15 protein-coding genes are annotated in these 16,419 nt (G+C 72.6%); 8 read left to right on the top strand and 7 right to left on the bottom strand.

Translation table 11 applies throughout. The features are described 5' to 3' along the window. Nucleotides 1-132 precede the first annotated feature (132 nt). On the bottom strand, nt 133-1,410 hold the full coding sequence (locus tag AC07A4_RS03355; protein ID WP_478592226.1) for an LAETG motif-containing sortase-dependent surface protein: 1,278 nt from the start codon (nt 1,408-1,410) through the stop codon (nt 133-135). A 177-nt stretch (nt 1,411-1,587) separates the two neighbouring features. Between AC07A4_RS03355 and AC07A4_RS03350 the strand changes: the two genes are divergently transcribed. Both AC07A4_RS03350 and AC07A4_RS03345 read left to right on the top strand, forming a co-directional pair. Beyond that, nucleotides 1,588-1,983: a hypothetical protein gene (locus tag AC07A4_RS03350; protein WP_478592223.1), complete on the top strand. Its 396-nt coding sequence runs from the start codon at nt 1,588-1,590 to the stop codon at nt 1,981-1,983. 132 nt (nt 1,984-2,115) lie between these two features. Continuing rightward, entirely contained in the window at nt 2,116-2,913 is a 798-nt protein-coding gene (locus AC07A4_RS03345) for a hypothetical protein (protein WP_478592220.1), read from the top strand. A gap of 822 nt (nt 2,914-3,735) precedes the next feature. On the opposite strand, the gene AC07A4_RS03340 is transcribed toward AC07A4_RS03345, so the two are convergent. Beyond that, entirely contained in the window at nt 3,736-4,059 is a 324-nt protein-coding gene (locus tag AC07A4_RS03340) for a chorismate mutase (protein WP_478592217.1), read from the bottom strand. 494 nt (nt 4,060-4,553) lie between these two features. Between AC07A4_RS03340 and guaA the strand changes: the two genes are divergently transcribed. Then, the gene (gene guaA, locus AC07A4_RS03335) at nt 4,554-6,143 is read left to right on the top strand and encodes a glutamine-hydrolyzing GMP synthase (protein ID WP_478592214.1); all 1,590 of its coding nucleotides are present in this window, start codon (nt 4,554-4,556) and stop codon (nt 6,141-6,143) included. 167 nt (nt 6,144-6,310) lie between these two features. On the opposite strand, the gene AC07A4_RS03330 is transcribed toward guaA, so the two are convergent. Beyond that, the gene (locus tag AC07A4_RS03330; RefSeq protein WP_478592211.1) at nt 6,311-6,799 is read right to left on the bottom strand and encodes a pyridoxamine 5'-phosphate oxidase family protein; all 489 of its coding nucleotides are present in this window, start codon (nt 6,797-6,799) and stop codon (nt 6,311-6,313) included. A 371-nt stretch (nt 6,800-7,170) separates the two neighbouring features. Between AC07A4_RS03330 and AC07A4_RS03325 the strand changes: the two genes are divergently transcribed. Both AC07A4_RS03325 and AC07A4_RS03320 read left to right on the top strand, forming a co-directional pair. After that, on the top strand, nt 7,171-8,436 hold the full coding sequence (locus AC07A4_RS03325) for a hypothetical protein (RefSeq protein ID WP_478592209.1): 1,266 nt from the start codon (nt 7,171-7,173) through the stop codon (nt 8,434-8,436). Nucleotides 8,437-8,641: 205 nt separating this feature from the next. Then, nucleotides 8,642-9,169 carry a DoxX family protein gene (locus tag AC07A4_RS03320; protein ID WP_478592206.1) on the top strand — a complete coding sequence of 176 codons (528 nt, stop codon included), beginning with the start codon at nt 8,642-8,644 and terminating at the stop codon, nt 9,167-9,169. On the opposite strand, the gene AC07A4_RS03315 is transcribed toward AC07A4_RS03320, so the two are convergent. Both AC07A4_RS03315 and AC07A4_RS03310 read right to left on the bottom strand, forming a co-directional pair. Continuing rightward, nucleotides 9,166-9,408 carry a hypothetical protein gene (locus AC07A4_RS03315; RefSeq protein ID WP_478592204.1) on the bottom strand — a complete coding sequence of 81 codons (243 nt, stop codon included), beginning with the start codon at nt 9,406-9,408 and terminating at the stop codon, nt 9,166-9,168. The two genes, AC07A4_RS03320 and AC07A4_RS03315, sit on opposite strands and share 4 nt — an antisense overlap. Continuing rightward, complete coding sequence (locus AC07A4_RS03310) at nt 9,395-10,726, bottom strand: PspC domain-containing protein (protein WP_478592201.1); 1,332 nt, start codon at nt 10,724-10,726, stop codon at nt 9,395-9,397. The genes AC07A4_RS03315 and AC07A4_RS03310 overlap by 14 nt, the downstream gene beginning before the upstream one ends. Nucleotides 10,727-11,135: 409 nt before the next feature. Here AC07A4_RS03310 and AC07A4_RS03305 point away from each other — a divergent pair, with 409 nt between their 5' ends. Then, nucleotides 11,136-12,425: a PspC domain-containing protein gene (locus tag AC07A4_RS03305; RefSeq protein ID WP_478592199.1), complete on the top strand. Its 1,290-nt coding sequence runs from the start codon at nt 11,136-11,138 to the stop codon at nt 12,423-12,425. Continuing rightward, on the top strand, nt 12,422-13,192 hold the full coding sequence (locus AC07A4_RS03300) for a LuxR C-terminal-related transcriptional regulator (protein ID WP_478592196.1): 771 nt from the start codon (nt 12,422-12,424) through the stop codon (nt 13,190-13,192). Before AC07A4_RS03305 ends, AC07A4_RS03300 begins: the two co-directional genes overlap by 4 nt. A 38-nt stretch (nt 13,193-13,230) precedes the next feature. Here AC07A4_RS03300 and AC07A4_RS03295 read toward each other — a convergent pair whose 3' ends face one another. Further along, nucleotides 13,231-14,304 carry a C40 family peptidase gene (locus AC07A4_RS03295; protein ID WP_478592193.1) on the bottom strand — a complete coding sequence of 358 codons (1,074 nt, stop codon included), beginning with the start codon at nt 14,302-14,304 and terminating at the stop codon, nt 13,231-13,233. Nucleotides 14,305-14,642: 338 nt separating this feature from the next. Here AC07A4_RS03295 and AC07A4_RS03290 point away from each other — a divergent pair, with 338 nt between their 5' ends. After that, entirely contained in the window at nt 14,643-14,996 is a 354-nt protein-coding gene (locus AC07A4_RS03290; RefSeq protein ID WP_478592190.1) for a hypothetical protein, read from the top strand. A gap of 140 nt (nt 14,997-15,136) precedes the next feature. Here AC07A4_RS03290 and AC07A4_RS03285 read toward each other — a convergent pair whose 3' ends face one another. After that, entirely contained in the window at nt 15,137-16,411 is a 1,275-nt protein-coding gene (locus AC07A4_RS03285; protein ID WP_478592187.1) for a C40 family peptidase, read from the bottom strand. Nucleotides 16,412-16,419: the final 8 nt, after the last annotated feature.

The following is a 16,419-nucleotide window of genomic DNA, read 5'->3' as shown; positions in this document are numbered from 1 at the left end:
GCGAAAGGACCTGCACCCCCCTCCGAGTGCAGGTCCTTCGCGGTCCGGCGGGGACGTCGCGGCCGGTGGCCGTCGCGTCCCTCAGGTGCCCCGCGCGCGTCTCAGCCGCGCGGAAGGGCGTGCGGATGGGCGTTACGAGGCGGCGTCCGAGTTCCCTCGGCGGCGCACCACGAACACGGCCCCCGCGCCCACGACGACGGCGGCGCCGCCGATGAGGCCGATGGTCGGCAGCGCGGAGCTGGAGCCGGTCTCGGCGAGGCTCCCGGTGGGCGGGATCTCGGAGACGGTCTGCTTGACCTTCTTGATGCCGCCCTGCGGCCTGGGCGCGGGCTTGTGCTCGGGCCGGGCAGGGCGCTGCTCGGCCTCGCCCGGGTCGGTGTTCTCGCTGCCCGGCCGCAGCACGGTGAAGTCGAAGAAGTCGAACGAGCTGTGCGTGCACTCCAACTCGGGGTCGGTGTAGCCGCCGAGTCCGATCGCGTAGCCCGGCCCCGCGGGGGCCTTGGCGCTGATGTCGAGGCGCAGCTTGATCTCGACCTGCTCCTTGGCGCCGAGCGTGGTCTTGCCGAAGTAGCTGCCGTCCGAGATCTCGTCGATGATCGACTTCCAGCCCTTGGCCTCGGGGTCGTAGTACTGGATGCGCGCGTAGGTGCTCAGCCAGTCCTTCTCGCGCTCGCTGTCGGAGAAGTTGTCCACGGCCGCGAGCCAGTTGACCTCGCCGAGCTCGTCGTCGCTCGGGTTGGCGGCGGTCAGCGTGAACTCGTGCCAGCCGCTGCCCGCGACGATCTTGCCGGGCAGGCCGTCGATGCGGAGCTCCAGCTGGCTCTCGAAGTCCTCGCCGGTCTCGTCGTCGATCTCGCACGGCTCCAGCGAGGGGTCTTCGTCGTCCTTGTCGTCGTTCTTGTTCTCGTTCTTGTTCTCGTTGTTCTTGTTCTCGTCCTCGTGCCGGGAGTTCTCGTCCTCGGCGGAACCGTCGCCGTCCTCGGCCGGGGGCTTGGCGTCCTCGTCACCGGGCTTCTCGCCGGGCTTGGTGCCGGGCTGACCGGGCTCGCCGGGCTTCTCGCCGGGCTTTCCGTCCGAGGGCTTCTCCGGGTTCTGCGGGTCGCCGGGGGTGCCGGGCTCGCCGGGCTTCTCCGCCGGGTCCGTGGGCTCGCCGGACGGGGCCGGGGTCTCGCTGGCGCTCGCGCCGGGCGTCGTGGTGCCGCCCTCGGTCGCGAGCGCGGCCGGGGCCGACAGGAGCGCGAGCGGTGCGAGTGTGGCCGTCGCGGCTGCGACGGCCAGAGCACGGCGAAGCTTCATGAAGACCTCGGTGAGTCCGGCGCGCCGCGCGTGGCCGCGCGGCACGGAGCTGGAGGCCTCCACGCGGACACGCGGAATCCGCGCGGGCACGCGGAAGTGGCCGTAGTTACGCATGGATGACCTGTGTTCACTGTGAATGGTTGCATGCGAACTCACGGAATCTTTATGTGGCTTGAGTCACATGTTTGAAAGATGTGAAGACCCTTGGCTTGTGCGGCCCTCGTGGGATGTCGTAGAACTTCCCCCGTTTGCAAGCGAGATGGGACCCGCTGTGAGGGAACGGGCGGGGGGATGGGGGCAACAGTGTCCGTGCGGTCGCCGCGCGAACCCGATGACGAGTCGGCCATACCTGACGAGGTATGGCGCAAATTCGCGGAGGACAGCGAACGGGACATCAGGAGTTCCGCGCCGAAGGAGCCGTCCGCGCGGGCGCGCATGGTGGCCGACCGGCTGCGCCGCCTGGACGCGGAGGAGGCCCGTCGGCAGGCCGAGGGCACGGTCGGCCGCAAACGCCGCCAGCGCAAGGAGGAGTCCGCCGCGCCCTGGCGCCCCGACGAGTGGCGGGCCGCGCCCACGGGTCCGCGCCGGGGCACGGGGTCGGGCCGGTGGCGCCAGGCGCGCAGCGTGGTGATCGTGGTGGGCTTGATGGCGCTGGCGATCGTGCTGCTGAGCCCGTACCGCTTCTGATCCGTACGGATTCCATCCCGGTTCCACCCCGGAATTCACTGTGCCGATTCGTGGAACCGACTGCGGCGATCTTCAGTCGTAGAAGGGGTGCGGGTGACTCCGCGTGTACGGGCAAGGCGAAAGTGGGGGAACGTGAAGTCAGCAGTGTCGCGTGTCGTGGTGGCCGCTTCGGTCGTGGCGACGCTGGGCCTGACCGCCGCGTGCGGCGGCGGTGACGGCGGGAGCGAGGACGGCGGCAAGCGTGACGGCGGGCCGTCGACCGCGCAGGCGAAGCCGAAGGGCCCGGCCGGTGGCGGGGCGACGGCGCGGCTGGCCGACGCCGCCCTGGTCAAGGGCGACGCGGACGGCTACGAGGTGTCGACGCGCAAGCCGACCGAGCGCGAGGCCGCCTGGGCCGGGGCCCCGGCGTCCCCCTCCGTCTGCGCCCCGCTCGCGGACCTGCTGACCCCCGCGACCCCGCCGAAGGCGAAGGCCCACTTCGGCCGCGAGGTGACGGCCAAGGGCGGCTCGACGACGTACGTCGAGCTGTACGCGTACGCCGACTCCGACGCCGCCGCCCGGGCGCTGAAGGACCTGCGCGCGGCGGCCAAGTCCAAGGGGTGCGCCACCTTCCGCACCGGGGACCCGCGCTACTTGGGCGTCACGGCGCTGACCGCCCCGGACAAGGGCGACGAGGCGGTCGCGTACCGGCTCGGCCGCCGCGTGGACACGTTCGTGGAGCGCCGGGCCGTCACCGTCGTGCGCGACGGCTCGACGCTGGTGTCCTTCGCCGCGACGAACCTCTACGACCCGGAGGGCGCGGCCACCGACGTGCGGGACCGCGAGGAGTCGGGCGCGGCGCTCGGCGACGCGACGGCGGACACGGCGGACATGGAGCCGAAGGTTCCGGCGGCGGTCGTGGACGCGCAACTGGCGAAGCTGGCGAAGTAGACGGCTCTGAGGTAGCAGGGGAGCGCCACTGAGGAGGTGGGTGGCGTCGGCGGCGTCGGTGGAGCGGGCGCCGTCTGAGGAACGAGCGAAGGGCCCCGCGGGACGGATCCGCGGGGCCCTTGGCTGTCAGCATCGACGTCAGGGCAGCGTCGATGCTTCGGGGCGGCGCCGGGGGGAGTACGCCGCTGGCTTTGTGCGCCGGTGGCCGCTCCGGCGCACTGAGGGAGCGCGCCCGGTATAGACCAATGGCGATGAAGTTTTAAAGTGCGGGGCTTTTGTCTCCCGCCCTGTACGCATCGTGGAGGATGGCCGGTTATCCGCGCAACCGTTTCGACAACATCCACTTGTGCCCGAGGGGAACACCCGGGCGAGAGGTCTGAGGCCGGTCGGCCCCGGGCGTCCCCGGAGCCGACCGTTCCCTGGGTGACCGGGCTGCTGTCCCCTGCCGTCCGGTCACATCTCTGGGGCGAGGTCCCACGGCGCACGGGGTGCGTGCGCCTCATCGCCCCAGCGGAGCCACGCGTGGTTCTTTCGGGCCCGCCCCTGGCTGGCACGGACAACGGGACCAACGAAGCCCCTCCGGAACCGGTCACGCGCCGTACGGGTGAGAAGCGGCCCGAACTCAGGTCCGTGGCGCAGTGGTTCTCCCTGTTCCCGTGGGGCGCGTGACGGGTCCGGGACCAGGGCGGACGCGTGAGTCGCGGCCCGTGGGTCGGCCTGCGGCTCGGTCGGCGGTCCGGCCGGCGGGGTGGACCGTGTGGCGGTCGACGTGGTGGCCCGCGCGGTGGTCGGCGGGGCCGCGGCGGCCACCGCGCGGGGCCGTCAGACGCGGCCCCGGCACAGCTCCAGGAGCGTCATCGCGAGCGCGGTGCCCGGCTTGCCGAGCGCGTCCCTGTAGTGGCTGAGGACCTCCATCTCGCGGGCGAGGTTCACGCGCCGCCCGCCCGAGCCGATCCGGGCCTCCTGGATCACCGCGGAGACCGCCATCCGCTCCTGGACCAGACCAATGATCCGGTCGTCGAGGGCATCGATCCGCTCACGGGCGCCGCCGATCAGTTCGGCGGCCTCGGGGGTGCGGGCGCCGGTCCGCTCGGCGGGGGTGGCGGCCGGGTGCGCGGTCGCGGGGTTCTGGGTGGTGGTGGTCATCTGGGGCTCCTCGCTGGAATCGGGCGGTGGCGGCGCCCCGGAGCGACAGGACCCGGAAACGACAGGACGCCCCGGGCCTTGTCGGCCCGGGGCGCCTGGGAAGTCGCTTGTCTAGAGGATCAAGCAGCTCGACCATGGCAGCCGGCGGGCCGGTTGCCATAGGTAAAGAGGAAGCCGAGGTGCTTGTTCACGGGCCCAGTATGCCCCCACACGCGTGTGCCGGGTCAATCCGGGGCACGGGGCGGCCCGCATGGTGAGACACGGGGCCGGGCGGCCGACGGAGGATGGCCGACGGTGGCTGGCGTCGGGGCGGCCGGGGCGCCCGGGGCGGCCGGGGCGCCGGGCCCCAGGCACCCGGTTCCGTCGGATACGACGAAGCCGGTACGCGCGGGCCCGTTAGAATCGACAAAACAACCCCAGCTCCAACCGCGCGCGCCTCTCGCGACCCCCCGCTCACGAACCTCGCGCGCGCTCAACGCCGGAAGGCCGCCGCCGTGTCCTCAGCGACTCCCGCTGCCGCCGCTCCCGACACCGTTCTGGTCGTCGACTTCGGAGCGCAGTACGCCCAGCTCATCGCCCGCCGCGTCCGCGAAGCCCGGGTCTACAGCGAGATCGTGCCGAGCACCATGCCGGTCTCCGAGATGCTCGCCAAGAACCCCGCGGCGATCATCCTCTCCGGCGGCCCGTCCTCCGTGTACGCGGAGAGCGCCCCGTCGGTGGACCGCGCCCTGTTCGAGGCGGGCGTCCCCGTCTTCGGCATGTGCTACGGCTTCCAGCTGATGGCCACGACCCTCGGCGGCACCGTCGACAACACCGGCGCCCGGGAGTACGGCCGCACCCCGCTCGCCGTGTCCAAGCCCGGCTCGACCCTCTTCGAGGGCACCCCGGCCGAGCAGTCGGTGTGGATGTCGCACGGCGACGCCTGCAGCGCCGCCCCCGAGGGCTTCGCCGTCACCGCGTCCACCGACGTCGTCCCGGTCGCCGCCTTCGAGAACGACGAGAAGAAGCTGTACGGCGTCCAGTACCACCCGGAGGTCATGCACTCCACGCACGGCCAGCAGGTCCTGGAGCACTTCCTCTACCGCGGCGCGGGCCTCAAGCCGAACTGGACCACCGGCAACGTGATCGACGAGCAGCTCGCCGCGATCCGCGCCCAGGTCGGCACCAAGCGCGCCATCTGCGGCCTGTCCGGCGGCGTCGACTCCGCCGTGGCCGCAGCCCTGGTCCAGAAGGCCATCGGCTCCCAGCTGACCTGCGTGTACGTCGACCACGGCCTGATGCGCAAGGGCGAGACCGAGCAGGTCGAGAAGGACTTCGTGGCCGCCACCGGCGTCCAGCTGAAGGTCGTCGACGCCCAGGAGCGCTTCCTGACCGCCCTCGCCGGGGTCTCCGACCCCGAGGAGAAGCGGAAGATCATCGGCCGCGAGTTCATCCGCGTCTTCGAGCAGGCCCAGGCCGAGATCGTCGCCGAGGGCGCCGCGGACGGCGAGGCCGTCGAGTTCCTCGTCCAGGGCACCCTGTACCCGGACGTGGTCGAGTCCGGCGGCGGCACCGGCACCGCCAACATCAAGTCCCACCACAACGTGGGCGGCCTCCCCGAAGACCTTGAGTTCCAGCTCATCGAGCCGCTGCGCCAGCTCTTCAAGGACGAGGTCCGCATGGTCGGACAGGAGCTCGGCCTGCCCGAGGAGATCGTCCAGCGCCAGCCCTTCCCCGGCCCCGGCCTCGGCATCCGCATCGTCGGCGAGGTCACGCGCGAGCGGCTCGACCTGCTGCGCGAGGCCGACGCCATCGCCCGCGAGGAGCTCACCGCGGCCGGGCTCGACCGGGAGATCTGGCAGTGCCCCGTGGTCCTGCTCGCCGACGTCCGCTCGGTGGGCGTCCAGGGCGACGGCCGCACCTACGGCCACCCGATCGTCCTGCGCCCCGTCTCCTCCGAGGACGCCATGACGGCCGACTGGTCCCGCCTGCCGTACGAGGTGCTCGCGAAGATCTCGACCCGCATCACGAACGAGGTCGCCGACGTCAACCGCGTCGTCCTCGACGTGACGAGCAAGCCGCCGGGGACGATCGAGTGGGAGTAGTGGTGAGGGTGGTGAGGGTGCAGGCGTGGGCGCTTCTCCGCTGACGCGGAGGTGATCCGCCGCCCGGCACCATCGAGTGGGAGTGACATCCCCGCACCGCTGAACGGCGCCGCCCGCCTCGCACGAGGTGGCGGCGCCGTTCGCGTGCGCGTCGCGTGCGCGGGACGTCAGGTGCGGCGGGTCTTCCGCACCGGCCGCCCCGGCTTCCACAGCTGCACCGCCAGATACCGCTCGTCCTCGATGTACGTACGGACCACCTCCGTCAGCTCCGTGCGGAACAAATGGAACGCGTCCGGGTCCGGAGGGTTCACCGCGTCCGCGTAGCGCGCGATGTCCTTCGGGTCCGTCACCTCCACCGCCCGCCCCGCGATCCGGACGTCCCCGCCCGCCATCTCCGTGCCGGAGCCCGGGTTCGCCTGCAGCGCGAAACGCGGATCGCGGCGCAGGTCCAGCGCCTTGAGCGAGTCCGGCATCATGCCGAGCCACAGCTCCCCGCGCAGAAAGCGGACCTCGAGCCCAGTCGTCCGCGGTGACCCGTCCTTGCGGAGCGTCGCGAGCACATGGTGGGTGAACGCGCCGAAGCGCCGCTCGATGATCGCGGCGAGATCGGGCTCCGCCGCGGTGAACGCTTCCCAGTTGACCGTCTTGACCGTCATACGCCGAGTCTGCCGCCCAAACCCGACACCCCCTGTCGCCTTTGATCGGGTATCCCTCGTACCCCGCGCGTCCCCCTCTAGCGACCTCGCAGCCGCCTGGATCAACCACCAGTCCCTGTGGCAGGACATCAGCCGCGCCGAACCCGATCTGCTGGCCTGACCCGGCCGCGCCACCGGGTCTTTTCACGCCCCGCGTCAACACGCGTGTCCCCACTCCACCCCCGCTGACCTGACCCGCGGAACACGCACAGGCGTCCGTACGGCACAATTCCCAGTCATTGCAAGGTAGTTCGCGGACCCGTGGCCGATGGGAGAACCGGTCGCGAGTTCGATCACGGCCTCGGCCGAGGGCGGGGAAGGCGGCGTACGCGGTGGCGGTGCAGGAAGCCAGGCAGGGCACGCACGGGGGTGGCTGCACGTGCGGCGACTGCCCGCACGGCGCACGGGAGGGACATCGGCGCGCCGTGGCCGCATTCCTCGCCAAACGCGATGAGCTGGCGGCCGGGCACGGGGTGCCCGCGGCCGTCGTCCACTCGGCGGGCGCGTCCCGCCAATGGGTCTCGGACGAGCTGACCCAGTCCGCGCGCGCGGTCGCCGAGCGCGGCCGCGCCGAGGGCGAGGCCTGGCTGGCCCGCCTGTGGCGGTACACCCTCGCCGCCGTGTGGGCCGGAGTCGTCGCGCTGCTGCTCGTCCAGGCGCTCACCGCCGTCGGCACCGGGTGGACGGACGCCCGCACCGCCGGGCTGCTCGCGGCGCTCGGCGTGGCCGTGCCGCTGTCCTGCGCCGCGTATCTGCACCGGGCGCGCGGCGGGGTGCTCGCGCCCGTCATCGGGGAGGACAACCGACTGTCCACCTCACGCGCCGTGGCTGCCTCCTGGGTGGTGCTCGTGGTCTTCGCCGTGCTCGTCCTCGCGGGTGAACTCGCCGCGGCCTCAGGCCGCGCGGAGCGGGACGCGCTCATCGACGGACTGCGCATCGGGCGCGCCGCGGGGCTTGTGACCGTCCTCGCCGTCGTCTGCGCCGTCGCCGTGCTCGTACGCCGCGTCGTGGGTGTCAGGGTCCTCGGCCAGCGGCTCCAGAAGGTGCGCGCCGACCGGCCGCGGGCCGCGGACCTGCTGACCGACGACTCCGGCCGCGGCCACTTCGCCGACGCCCAGTACCTCGTCGTCAGCACCGCCGCCGCCGTGTTCGTCGCCGTACGGCTCGCCCGCAGGCCCGAGCAGCTGCCCGACCTTCCGTGGGGCCTGGCTCTCGTCGTGCTCGTGTCCGCCGCCACGTACGTGGCGGGCAAGTACTCCGAAGGCGGCCGCCCGGTGATCCTGTCCGTGGTCCGCGCGCGTGAGGCGGGCGACCTGGACGCGCCGATCCGCACGGGCGACGACATCGAGATCCGCGGCGCGGGCTTCGTGCCCCCGGGCGCGCAGAGTGCCGACCGGCTGGCGCGGATGGCCGTCCGCATCGGCGCCGTCCACGTCCACGTGCCCCTCGTGCCCGTCACCGGGGGCTTCACCAACCCCTCGGACACCGTCCTCACTGTGCCCGTGCCGGTCGATGTCGAGCCCGGCCGCGTCGACGTCCAGGTCGTCACGGCGGCGGGCCTCGAGACCAACCGCTGCACCATCGACGTGACGGACTGACCGGCCCGCCGCACCACTGCCCACACCCCGCCGAACGGACGCATGGCCTTCCCCCCTTTCCCTGTGCTCGGAAGCCGTGACGCTCAGCGGCTTCCGGGGCACACCTCGCGGAATCCGCCGCACGTCACTGAGCGGCGGCTCCCTTTCCTACGTATCGTCAGTTGACGGGTCAACGGGAGAGTCGCGGGAGAGGCGGCGGGCAGCCATGGCTCACGGCATGCGCACCAACAGCCACACCAACTACGTCAGGCGGAGCGGCTGGCGGGACTCCGGCAGCCGTTACGCCCTGCTCCCCTTGCGGATCTTCCTCGGTGTCACCTTCATCTACGCGGGCCTCGACAAGCTCACCGACAGCGCCTTCATGAAGGAGAGCGGCCCCGGCTCCATCGGCGAGCAGATGCGCAACATCCGTGACATCTCCGCGATCCCCGAACTCGTCGACCTGGCCCTGAAGAGCCCCGTCGGCTTCGGCTACGCCATCGCCCTCGGTGAACTGGCCGTCGGCATCGGCACCCTGATCGGTCTGCTCGCCCGGATCGCCGCGCTCGGCGGCGCCCTGATCTCGCTCAGCCTCTGGCTGACGATGAGCTGGTCCGCCGAGCCGTACTACTACGGCAACGACCTCGCCTACCTGATGGCCTGGCTGCCGCTGGTGCTCGCCGGGGCGTCCTACCTCTCCGTGGACGCCTGGCTCGCCCAGCGCCGGGGCGCGTTCGGCCCGATGCCGCGCTAGGGGGCCTCGCCCGCGTCGGTGACCGCCGCGTCCTCGGCGCGGTTCGCGCGGGCCTTGCGTATGCCGTGGGCGACGGTCGCCGTGGCGCCCGCCAGGCACAGACCTCCGACGATCATCGGGATGATCGCGAACCAGGGCGTGTCCCACAGCCCGCCCGCGTCGCCCGCGAAGACGAGCCCGGCCAGGGCCACGAAGAAGCCCGCCACCAGCCTGCCCGGCTGGAACTCATGACGCAGCACGTGCCACCTCCGCCTGTCCGACGCCGACCTCGAGCCGCAGGTCGAGCGTGCCGCCGCCCTTGGCACCCGCGGGTGGGTCCAGGGTCACCGTCTTCTCCTTGCCCGGGGCGATGTCCACGTCCTGGCTGCTGTCGCTCGGCAGCTGGATGTCTCCGACGCCCACCTCGACCTTCAGATCCACCGTGGCGTCCTTCGGCACGACCACCTTCAGCCGCCCGGCGCCCACCTCGGCCCGGGTGCGCAGCGTCTGGTCCCCGCGGAGGTCGATCCGGCTCAGGTCCAAGGTGGCGACGCCTGTGCCCAGCTCGTACCTCGGACGCACGTCCGCCGTGGCGGCCGGGGTCCAGTCCCTGCGTATCCACTCCGTCGTGATGTTCTTCGGCAGGGCTGCGGAGCCCGCCATGAGGGCGGCGACGATCACGGCGAGCACGAGGGAGCCCGCGCCCGTGCGCCCCAGGAAGGAGCTGATCGCGATGCCGAGGCCCAGCACGGCGAGCGCGCAGGCGAAGCCCGTCTGCAAGCTGGTGCCGAGCGGGTGGTCCTCCCAGGTCACGCCGGTGCCGACGCAGGCCGCGAGCAGGGCGGCCAGGAACACCCAGCCGCCGAGCCGGCGCGGCCCGCGCGGGGCGGGCTCCTGCGCGGCGGGGGACGGGGCGCGCCAAGGCGAGGCGTGGCGGTCGTCCGGCTGATACTCCACCGCGATCGAGTCCGGGCCCCAGAAATAGCTGACCGTCCCGTCGAGCTCCTTGGAGAGGGGGCCGCGCCACCATGAGGGTGCCCCCGCCATGGGCGGGGCCTTGGTCTCTGGCGGGGCGTCGGCCACGGCCTGGGCGGCCGCCGGGTCGGGATCGGGGGCGCCGCGCTGTCGCGACCAATACCCCGCGCCCGCGAGGAGCAGGCCGAGGACCGCGGCGAACGTCAGCGCCTGGCCGTTGCTCAGCAGGGTCAGGAACACGCCGCAGCCGACGAGCGCGAAGAGCACGGCCGCCAGCGCGTGGCCGTCCACGCGGGCGGTCAGGAGGCGGCGTGCCTCGTTCTCCTCCTCGTCCTCGTAGGGAATGAGGAGCCAGGTGAAGCCGTAGAAGACGAGCCCGAGTCCGCTGGTGACCGCGAGCACGGCGAGGCCGATGCGGAAGATCACCGGGTCCATGTCGCAGTGCCGCCCGAGCCCCGCGCACACGCCGCCCAGCTTGCGGTGCCGGCGGTCGCGGCGGAACTTGCGCTCGCGGGCGGCCTCCGCGCCCGGCTCATCGGCCGGGGCGGAGAGACCGTCGCGTGGCGGGGCCTGAGGGCCCGGCGCGGGCTGCTGATCCGTCATGGCTCCATGGTGACGGTCCCGGACCGCCCGCGGCAGCCGGGACAACCCTGGCCGAACCCTGATATCGCCCCTGACCGACCCGGACGACCGCCCCTGATCGACTCGACGACCGACTCGACGATCGCCCCGGAGCCGGAGCCGGAGCCGGAGCCGGAGCCGGAGCCGGAGCCGGAGCCGGAGCCGGAGCCGGAGCCGGAGGCCCGACGGGTGTGGGCCGAAGCCTGGCGCGGGCAGCGGCCGCGGGCGGTCCGGCCGCTCTGAACTGTTCCGGGCGGCCGCGGCCGGTCCGGCGCTCTGGGCGGTCCGGCCACTCTGGGCGGTCTAGGCGGTCCAGGCGGTCCGAGATCAGGGGAGTCTCCGGGGTTGACCCTGATGCCCCCGGCCCCGCCCCCGTGTGACCATCGATGACATGCCCGAAGCCGCAGCTGTATCCATCGAAGACGAGCGGCCGCTGCGGAAGCTGTACCGCAGCGGTGAGGGCCGCCTGCTGGGCGGGGTCGCGCGCGGTCTCGCCGGGCACCTCGGGCTGCCCGTGATCTGGGTGCGGCTCATCTTCATCGGGCTGTTCACGGCGAACGGCCTCGGCGCGCTGCTCTACGCCGCGTTCTGGTTCTTCGTGCCGCTGGGCGTGGGCGGCGTGGCGGCGGCGCAGCGCCCCTCGGTGGTCACCACGGAGACGGCGGCGGACGGCCGCCGCAGACTCGTCGCCCGCAAGCCCGACAAGGGCCAGATCGTCGCGCTCCTCGCGATGCTCGCCGTCGCCATGGTCTTCGTCGGCAGCGTCGAGCTCGGCGGTCCGACGAAGGCGTATCTCTGGCCGACGCTGCTCGTCGCCGCCGGTGTCGCCCTCGTCTGGCGCCAGGCGGACAACGCCCGCAGGGCCCGCTGGATGGAGGTCGGCCGCAAGCGCCGCACCCTGACGATCGCCCGGACCGCGGCCGGGGTGCTCCTCGTCGGCGTCGGTGTGTCCGGCATCTTCGTGCTGCGCGGCGCCGGGTCCGACCTGGGCGCGGCGCTGCAGGCGGCGCTCGCCGTGCTCGTCGGCATAGCCCTGCTCGCGGGCCCCTATCTCATCCGCATGACCCAGGACCTCTCCGAGGAGCGGCTGATGCGCATCCGGGCCCAGGAGCGGGCGGAAGTCGCCGCCCACGTGCACGACTCCGTGCTGCACACCCTGACGCTGATCCAGCGCAACGCGGACAACGCGGGGGAGGTCCGCCGCCTCGCCCGCGCCCAGGAGCGCGACCTGCGCGCCTGGCTCTACAAGCCGGAGGGCACCGGCAAGGACGAGGCGGAGGAGCCCGACACGCTCGCCGAGGCGGTGCGGCGCGACGCGGCGGAGGTGGAGGACAAGCACGGCGTCCCCATCGAGGTGGTCGTCGTCGGCGACTGCCCGCTCGACGAACGCCTGAAGGCACAGACGCAGGCCGCGCGGGAAGCGATGGTGAACGCCGCCAAGTACGGTGGCGAAGGCGGCGCGGTGCAGGTCTTCGCCGAGGTCGAGGGGGAGACGGTCTTCGTGTCCGTCCGGGACCGCGGACCGGGCTTCGACCTGGACGCGGTGCCCGAGGACCGGATGGGCGTACGAGAATCGATCATCGGCCGTATGCAGCGCAACGGCGGCACGGCGCGGCTGCGCGCGGTGCCGGGCGGCGGCACGGAAGTCGAGCTGGAGATGGAGAGGACGGCGGCGACATGAGCGACGCGACCGGAGCGGGCGGGCCCGAGCGGCAGGGGGCGCCCGGGGCGGCGGAGCCCGGTGACCGGCCCGCCGGGGCCGAAGAGGCCGTCGGCGCGGGCCCGGGGCGGCACGTGCGGGTCGTCCTGGTCGACGACCACCGCATGTTCCGCACGGGAGTGCAGGCGGAGATCGGCCAGACCGAGCGCACGGGCGTCGAGGTCGTCGGCGAGGCCGCCGACGTCGACCAGGCGGTCACGGTGATCACGGCGACCCGGCCCGAGGTCGTGCTGCTCGACGTGCACCTGCCGGGCGGCGGTGGCGTGGAAGTGCTGCGCCGCTGCGCGCCGTTGATGGCGGACCTGGAGAGCCCGGTGCGATTCCTCGCGCTCTCCGTGTCGGACGCCGCCGAGGACGTCATCGGTGTCATCCGGGGCGGTGCCCGCGGCTATGTCACCAAGACCATCACCGGTACCGACCTGGTCGACTCGATCTTCCGTGTCCAGGAGGGCGACGCGGTGTTCTCGCCGCGGCTCGCCGGTTTCGTCCTGGACGCCTTCGCGTCGACGGACGCGGCACCGGTCGACGAGGACCTGGACCGCCTCACCCAGCGCGAGCGCGAGGTGCTGCGCCTCATCGCGCGCGGGTACGCGTACAAGGAGATCGCCAAGCAGCTCTACATCTCCGTGAAGACGGTCGAGTCGCATGTGTCGGCGGTCTTGAGGAAGCTCCAGCTGTCCAACCGGCACGAGCTGACACGGTGGGCGACGGCGCGGCGCCTGGTGTGACACCGCGGGACGGCTGAGGGCGGTCGGCACGGCGCGCCTCAGGCCACCCGCGTGGCCCCCGCGAACGGCATCTGGTCGATGGGGGCGAGGCGGACGGGGGCGCTGGGGTTGGGGGCGTGGATCATCTGCCCTCCGCCCACGTAGAGGCCGACGTGGCTGATGCCGGAGTAGAAGAACACCAGGTCGCCCGGCTGGAGTTCGGAGCGGCCGACGCGGCGGCCCGCGTCGATCTGGGCATAGGTCGTGCGCGGGAGCGAGAGCCCCGCGGAGCGGTACGCGGCCTGGGTGAGGCCGGAGCAGTCGAAGGCGCTCGGGCCCGTGGCGCCCCACACATAGGGGCTGCCGAGCGCCTTGTAGGCGTACGACACGGCCTGTCCGGCGCGGGCGGTGGGGGCCTTGGCGGGGGTGCCGGAGGCGGCGTCCCGCGTGTTCCCCCGCGACGCCTGCTCCTGGGAGCCGTCGGAGCCGTCGGTGCGCTCGGCGGCGGCCAGGCGGGCGCGTTCGTCGGCGGTCAGCCGGGCGAGCAGCCGCTTGGCCTCGCCGAGCTTGCCGGTCACGGTCTTCTTGTGCGTGCGCAGCTCCGCCTGGCGGGACCTGAGGTTCGCCAGGGTGTCGTCGGCCTCGCCGCGGAGCTGGTCGAGCTCGCGGACCTGCCGCTGTACGTCGCTGACCTCGGCGGCCTGGCGGCGGCCGACGCGGTCGGCGACGCTGGCCCGGTCGAGGAACGCGTCGGGGTCGGAGGAGAGCGCCAGCTGGACGGACGGGTCGACGGCGCCGGTGCGGTACTGAGCGGTGGCCAGCGAACCGAGGCCCTGGCGCGTGGAGTTGAGCCGCTCGGTCTTGCGGGCGGCCTCGTCGCGCAGGTCCTTCAGGGACTCCTCGGCGCGGTCGGCCTTCTCCTTGGCGCCGTTGTACTTCTCGGTGGCGACCTCGGCCTCGCGGTAGAGCTCGTCGACCTTGGCCTTCACCTCGCCGGGGGTGAGCTGCGGCTCGGCGTGCCCGGTGCCTTCGAAGGCGGTCGCCGTGGCGGCCGAGGCGAGGGCGAGGGTGGCCGCGGTACGGGCCGTATGGCCGCTGAGCGGGCGCTGTCGGGGCTTGCGGTGCTGCGCCACGGAGGCTCCACGTCCTTCCACTGCGGCCGGGTCCGGTGTCCGGCGACGCCGCGCACAGGGGGAGCGTGACGCCGCCGGACCTCTCGGCGGTGGTGTCCAGCTAGCCGCCCCTGGTCCGGACGGCGATGGGGAGCCGGTCACCGGTGAAGGACGCTAAACCTGGCCGTCACCGGGTCGTGTCACGTTGTGCGGAAGTGGCGGGTGCGGGCCGCTCGCGACCGGACCTGACCGGCTCGCGGGCCGCTAGGCGCCCGCTTCGCCCGTGCCCGCGACCGATGTGGCGGTTGTGCCCCACCTGCCTGAAGGAAGCTGATACGGGCCCGGTTAGGCTCCGCCCCATGGACGTACTCATCCATCTCTTCGTCGGCCTGCACATCATCGGCATCGCCTCGCTCCTGGGCGGCTTCCTGACCCAGATGAAGGCGATGGGCGAGGGCACGGCCCGCTTCAGCCCCGCGATGCTGCACGGGGCGCTGACCATGCTGGTCACCGGCGTGGCCCTGGTCGGCCTGAACCAGGCCGACGACAACGAGGTCAACAACATCAAGATCGGCGTCAAGCTGGCGCTGCTGATCGTGATCCTCGCGCTCGTGTACGTGAAGCGGGACGAGGAGAAGGTCGAGAAGGCGGTGTTCGGCGCGGTCGGCGCCCTGACGACGGCGAACATCTTCATCGCCGTCCTGTGGACGTAGGGCGCACACCGCCCGCCACGCGCGCGTGGGCCCGCACCCCCTCCGGGTGCGGGCCCACACACGTATCAGCCCTCTACGTACGCGTATCAGCCCTCTACGTAGAGGGCGGGTTCGCTATCGCTCCTCTACGGAGACGGCGGTCACGCGGGTCGTACCACGCTGTGGATCGGCATGTAGTAGATCGACTCGACGCGGACGTTCGCGCCGGGCTTCGGGGCGTGGATCATCTTGCCGTTGCCGATGTAGATCCCGACGTGGCTGATGTCGTCGTAGAAGAAGACCAGGTCGCCGCGTTTGGCGCTGGACGTCGACACCTTGGTGCCGGTCTTCACCTGGTCCCAGGTGGTGCGCGGCAGCGAGATCCCCGCGGTCTTCCACGCGGCCTGGGTGAGCCCGGAGCAGTCGTACGAGCCGGGCCCGGTGGCGCCCCACACGTACGGCTTGCCGATCTGCTGCTCGGCGAAGGAGATCACCTTCTCGGCCTTGGCGGCGTACCCGCTGTCGGTGTCTCCGGACCCGGACCCGGACCCGGTTCCGGATCCGGTGTCTGACCCCGTCCCGGCCCCCGAACCATCGCCGGAACCCTGGTCCCGGTCCCGGTCCTGGTCGCGCTCCCGCGCGCGCTCCCGTTCGGCGGCCTTCTCGGCCTTCTCAGCCTTCTCAGCCTTCTCGGCTTCCTCGGCCTTCCGCTTACGCTCCGCCTCGGCGTGCTCGCGCGCCAGCTCGGCGGCCTTGCGCTGGGCCGCCTCTTCCTTCCGCTTCTCGATCGCGGCGAGCCGTGCCTTCTCCTCGGCGGTCAGCTTCGACAGCATCGAGCGCGCCTGGGTGAGCTTGGTCTGGACGGTCCGTTTGCTCGACTTCAGGTCGTCGCGCGAGTCGCTGAGCGACCGCAGGCTCTTGGTGGCTTTGGCGCGCTGCTTGGCCGCCGCGACCGTCTGCGTCTGGTAGTCGTCGACCGCCTTCTTCTGGCGGCTGGTGAGCCGGCCCGCCAGGTGGTTCTGGTCGAAGAACCCCTTCGGGTCGTCGGCGAGGAGCAGCGCGGCGGTCTCGGAGACGGCCCCGGTGCGGTACTGCGCGGCGGCGAAGGAGCCGAGCTCCTGACGGGCCTCGTTCAGCCGGTCCGTGCGCTGGGCCACGTCGTCGAGGATCCGGTCGACCTTCTTGCGCTGCTTGTCGGCGCGCTCCTTGGCCGAGTTGTACTTCTGGGTGGCCACTCCCGCCTGGTGGTAGAGGTCGTCGACCTTCTTCTGGACCTCTTCCAGGGACGGCTTGCCGGGCTCGGACGGGGCGGACGGCGCGGCGTTCGCGCTCTGCGAGAGCACGGCCACCGAGGTCAGGGCGGCCGTCGTGATGCCGAGGGCGGGGGCGTTGCGGATGCGGGCGGGTCGGCTGCGCGGCTTGCGGTGCGACGCCAAGGTCGGCG

Source organism: Streptomyces sp. NPDC043996, from assembly GCF_056435225.1.
Note: the sequence above shows the minus strand (reverse complement) of the source record. Positions and strands in the feature narration are given on the sequence as shown.

Bases quoted from the DNA above. Each gene is read 5' to 3' on its own strand.
- AC07A4_RS03355 (WP_478592226.1), bottom strand. From the start codon at position 1,410: ATGCGTAACTACGGCCACTTCCGCGTGCCCGCGCGGATTCCGCGTGTC.
- AC07A4_RS03350 (WP_478592223.1), top strand. From the start codon at position 1,588: ATGGGGGCAACAGTGTCCGTGCGGTCGCCGCGCGAACCCGATGACGAG.
- AC07A4_RS03340 (WP_478592217.1), bottom strand. From the start codon at position 4,059: ATGACCACCACCACCCAGAACCCCGCGACCGCGCACCCGGCCGCCACC.
- AC07A4_RS03330 (WP_478592211.1), bottom strand. From the start codon at position 6,799: ATGACGGTCAAGACGGTCAACTGGGAAGCGTTCACCGCGGCGGAGCCC.
- AC07A4_RS03320 (WP_478592206.1), top strand. From the start codon at position 8,642: ATGGCTCACGGCATGCGCACCAACAGCCACACCAACTACGTCAGGCGG.
- AC07A4_RS03310 (WP_478592201.1), bottom strand. From the start codon at position 10,726: ATGACGGATCAGCAGCCCGCGCCGGGCCCTCAGGCCCCGCCACGCGAC.
- AC07A4_RS03305 (WP_478592199.1), top strand. From the start codon at position 11,136: ATGCCCGAAGCCGCAGCTGTATCCATCGAAGACGAGCGGCCGCTGCGG.
- AC07A4_RS03300 (WP_478592196.1), top strand. From the start codon at position 12,422: ATGAGCGACGCGACCGGAGCGGGCGGGCCCGAGCGGCAGGGGGCGCCC.
- AC07A4_RS03290 (WP_478592190.1), top strand. From the start codon at position 14,643: ATGGACGTACTCATCCATCTCTTCGTCGGCCTGCACATCATCGGCATC.